The following is a 3,888-nucleotide window of genomic DNA, read 5'->3' as shown; positions in this document are numbered from 1 at the left end:
CCGGGTCGTCGGGCAGTCCGAGCGCCCGCTCGCGCACGCGGGCGTCGCCCGCCGCCCCGCGCCCCGGCCGGAACCCGCGCGCATCGGTCCGTTCACGAAGGCGCAGTGGGCGGGAGTCGTCGTCCTCGGGGGAGGTGCGATCCTCTACGTCGCGGCGATGGCGGTGCTCGCGGTGCGCTGGATCCTCAGCCTCGAACCGTTGCAGGACTTCCTCGCCACTTACCCCGGCGAGTACCACCTGCCCGAGGGCGCGCCCGTCGGCTTCCCCGCCTGGCTGAACTGGTCGCACTTCCTCAACGCGTTCTTCATGGTGCTGATCATCCGCACCGGCCTGCAGGTCCGCTCAGAGAAGCGCCCGGCCGCCATGTGGATCTCCAAGAAGGACCGCAAGCGCCGCATGAGCCTCACGCTCTGGCTGCACCAGGCCCTCGACATCCTGTGGCTGGCCAACGGCCTGATCTTCGTCGTCCTGCTGTTCGCGACCGGTCAGTGGATGCGGGTGATCCCGACGTCGTGGGAGGTGTTCCCGAACGCGCTGTCCGCCGCTCTGCAGTACGTCTCCCTCGACTGGCCGACCGAGAACGGGTGGGTCAACTACAACGCGTTGCAGCAGCTCGCCTACTTCACGACGATCTTCATCGCCGCACCCGTCGCCGCGCTCACCGGATACCGGATGAGTGCGATGTGGCCGAAGCAGGCGGCGACGCTGAACCGCGTCTACCCCGTCGAGTGGGCTCGCAAGCTGCACTTCCCGACGATGCTCTACTTCGTCGCCTTCATCGCCGTCCATGTTCTGCTGGTGCTCTCGACCGGGGCGCTGCGCAACCTGAACCACATGTACGCGGCGCAGGGATCGACCGATCCGGACGCCTACGCCGACAACTGGACCGGCTTCTGGCTCTTCGCCCTGTCGATCGCGGTCATCGTCGCGGCCTACGTCGCGATGCGCCCGCTCGTCGTCGCCCCGATCGCCCGCCTGTTCGGCGAGGTCAAGAGCCGCTGAGCCCGCGCCGCGCGGCGTCGCACCGGTGACGGATGCACGACGCGAGGTGCGCGTGTGGCCCGGAACCGGCGCGCGAGTTCACCCCAGCCCCGGCGATCGTGCAGACGTCACGGCCCCCGACCCTCACCCCCCGAATCGGCCGACGGCGCGGCATCCGAAACGGGATGCCGCGCCGTCGAGTCTCCGAGCGTGCGTCAGCGCACGAAGCGGACTTCCGTCAGCGTCTCGCCGAGGAAGGGTTCGGTGTGGCTCGCCCCGTCGAGGGCGAACCCGTTGCGGGTGTAGAAGCGGTGGGCGCGGGGGTTGTCCTCGGCGACCCACAGGTACAGCTCGGTGTCATCGTCCGGGACGACGGCGTCGAACAGGCGCTGGCCGATGCCGGTGCCGTGCCACGCGTCGAGCAGGTAGATGAAGTAGAGCTCGCGGTTGCGGGGCGCGTCGCGGTCGCGGGCGGGGCCGGACCCGGCGAATCCCACGATCTCGCCGCCGACGAGAGCGGCGACCATGCGGAAATCGGGACCCTGCTGGGCCCAGTGCGTCCACAGCTCGGCGAGGCGGCGGGCCGACACGTTCTCGAGCGCGGCCTTGCTGATGAGGTGGTCGTAGGTCTCGTGCCAGCACATCGCATGCACGCGACCGAGGGCTTCGGCATCCACATCGCGAACGGGACGGACGACGATGTCGGTCTGGAGTTCGGGGTCCATGGCCAGACTCTACGCACGGCCCGACGGATCGTGAAATCGACAGGGTCGCCCCCGCGCGCACGGCCCGTCGACTGTCGGAGAGCGACAACGGATGCCGCACTGTACGCGTGACCCTGACTAGGCTCGCCGCTCGTGAACGTATGGTGGCGGACTCTGCTGACCCTGATGCGCGCGCGGGTGCTGTACCGCCGCCGCGGGCCCCTCCCACCCGACGCGGTGGGCCGGATCCGGCTGCGGACCCTGCCGACCGACATCGACCTGCTCGGCCACATGAACAACGGTCGCTACGCCTCGCTGTTCGACCTCGGCCGGTTCGACCTGCTCACCCGCACCGGCATCTGGCAGACGATGGACGAGCGCGGCTGGTACGGCGTCGTCGCGAGCGAGACGGTCACGTTCCGCAAATCCCTGCAGCTGTGGCAGCGCTTCACGGTCGAGACGCGGATCATCGGCCACGACGACAAGTCGGTCTTCCAGATGCACCGCGCCGTCGTCGACGGTGAGATCTACGCCGAGATGGTCCTGCGTGTCCGGTTCCTGCGCAAGTCCGGCGGCATCGTGCCCCTCGAGGAGCTGTTCGACGCGCTCCACCGGCCCGACACCCTGCCCGAGATCCCGCAGTGGATCCACGACTGGGCCGCGGCATCCGCTCTTCCCTCGACCCGTGCCGAGGCGCCCAGTATCTGGCCCTAGCGTGTCCTGCCCCGGCGGCCGGAGGCGCGCATAGGCTGAGCGTCATGTCGGACAGCTCTGTCGCGCCACAAGCGCCCTCATCCGACCTCGCCGAGCGGGCCATCGCCCTCGCAGAGCGCTGGGTCGCCGAATCCGCCGAGGTCACCGTCGACCCCTCGGCCGAGCGTCTCGCGGGGGTGTTGAAGGACCCGAACGGCCTGCCGTTCACCCTCGGCTTCGTCGACGGGGTGATGCGACCGGAGTCCCTCACCGCCGCGGCCACCAACCTGCAGCGTGTCGCGCCGCTCGCCCCCGCCTTCCTGCCCTGGTACCTCCGGGCAGCCGTGCGGACGGGCGGCGTCGTCGCCCCCGTCCTCCCGACGCCCATCGTCCCCATCGCCCGCCGCGTGCTGCGCGAGATGGTCGGTCACCTCATCGTCGACGCCCGGCCCGACAAGCTCGGCCCCGCGCTGCAGACCCTGCGCGAGTCGGGGGCGCGGCTCAACCTCAACCTCCTCGGCGAGGCGGTGCTCGGTGAGGCCGAGGCCCTCCGACGCCTCGAGGGGATCCACGAGCTCGTCCGGCGCGACGACGTCGACTACGTCTCGGTGAAGGTCTCGGCGATCGCGAGCCACCTCTCGATGTGGGCGTTCGACGAGATCGTGGATCGCGTCGTCGAGCGGCTGCGCCCCCTCTACCTGTCGGCGGCCGAGGACGGCACGTTCCTCAACCTCGACATGGAGGAGTACCGCGACCTGGACCTGACGATGGCCGTGTTCATGCGGGTGCTGGACGACCCGCGCCTGAAGGGCCTCGAGGCCGGCATCGTGCTGCAGGCCTACCTACCCGACGCCCTCCCCGCCCTCCGAACGCTCATCGCGTGGGCGCGCGAGCGCGTCGCGGCCGGCGGCGCCCGCATCAAGATCCGCCTGGTGAAGGGCGCGAACCTCGCGATGGAGCACGTCGACGCGGTCATGCACGACTGGCCCACCGCCCCCTACGACTCCAAGCTCGACACCGACGCGAACTACGTGCGCTGCCTCGACGAGGCGCTGCGCCCGGAGAACACCGAGGCGGTGCGGATCGGCGTCGCCGGACACAACCTCTTCCACATCGCGTACGCGTGGCTGCTCGCCGGCGAGCGCGGGGTGCAGCGCGACGTCGAGGTCGAGATGCTCCTCGGCATGGCGCAGGGCCAGGTGCAGGCCGTCGCCCGCGAGGTCGGGCACGTGCTGCTCTACGTCCCCGTCGTGCGGCCCGACGAGTTCGACGTCGCGATCAGCTACCTCGTCCGCCGGCTCGAGGAGAACGCCTCGAGCGAGAACTTCCTCTCCGCCGCGTTCGACCTCGCCTACGACCGGGCCATGTTCGTGCGCGAGCGCGACCGGTTCGCGGCATCCATCGACCGCGCCGCCGACCGCACGCTGGTGACCGGACCCCGGCGCCGCCAGGACCGCGCGGCGGCAGCCGCCGACGAGGTGACGACGACGACGGATGCCGCGGCCCCCG

At 70.6% G+C, this 3,888-nt stretch carries 4 protein-coding genes; 3 read left to right on the top strand and 1 reads right to left on the bottom strand.

The window, feature by feature from the left end:
- Positions 1 to 1,003, top strand: a 1,003-nt coding sequence (locus tag NH287_RS14800) for a cytochrome b/b6 domain-containing protein (protein ID WP_253036224.1), incomplete at its 5' end; no start/stop codon positions are given.
- 194 nt (positions 1,004 to 1,197) lie between these two features.
- Here the strand turns inward: NH287_RS14800 and NH287_RS14795 are convergent.
- Positions 1,198 to 1,707, bottom strand: a complete 510-nt coding sequence (locus tag NH287_RS14795; protein ID WP_253036223.1) for a GNAT family N-acetyltransferase — start codon at positions 1,705 to 1,707, stop codon at positions 1,198 to 1,200.
- 132 nt (positions 1,708 to 1,839) lie between these two features.
- Between NH287_RS14795 and NH287_RS14790 the strand changes: the two genes are divergently transcribed.
- Both NH287_RS14790 and NH287_RS14785 read left to right on the top strand, forming a co-directional pair.
- Positions 1,840 to 2,400 (top strand): thioesterase family protein, encoded by a 561-nt coding sequence (locus NH287_RS14790; protein ID WP_064003378.1) that lies wholly within the window; start codon positions 1,840 to 1,842, stop codon positions 2,398 to 2,400.
- A gap of 44 nt (positions 2,401 to 2,444) precedes the next feature.
- Positions 2,445 to 3,888: proline dehydrogenase family protein (locus NH287_RS14785; protein WP_253036222.1), on the top strand; the 1,444-nt coding region annotated here is incomplete at its 3' end.

It is taken from the genome of Microbacterium sp. CnD16-F, assembly GCF_024124465.1.
GTDB lineage: Bacteria > Actinomycetota > Actinomycetes > Actinomycetales > Microbacteriaceae > Microbacterium > Microbacterium gawkjiense.
This window is presented reverse-complemented; position numbering and strand designations above follow the sequence as displayed.

Coding starts and splice junctions, on each gene's coding strand:
- NH287_RS14795 (WP_253036223.1), bottom strand. CDS start 1,707: ATGGACCCCGAACTCCAGACCGACATCGTCGTCCGTCCCGTTCGCGAT.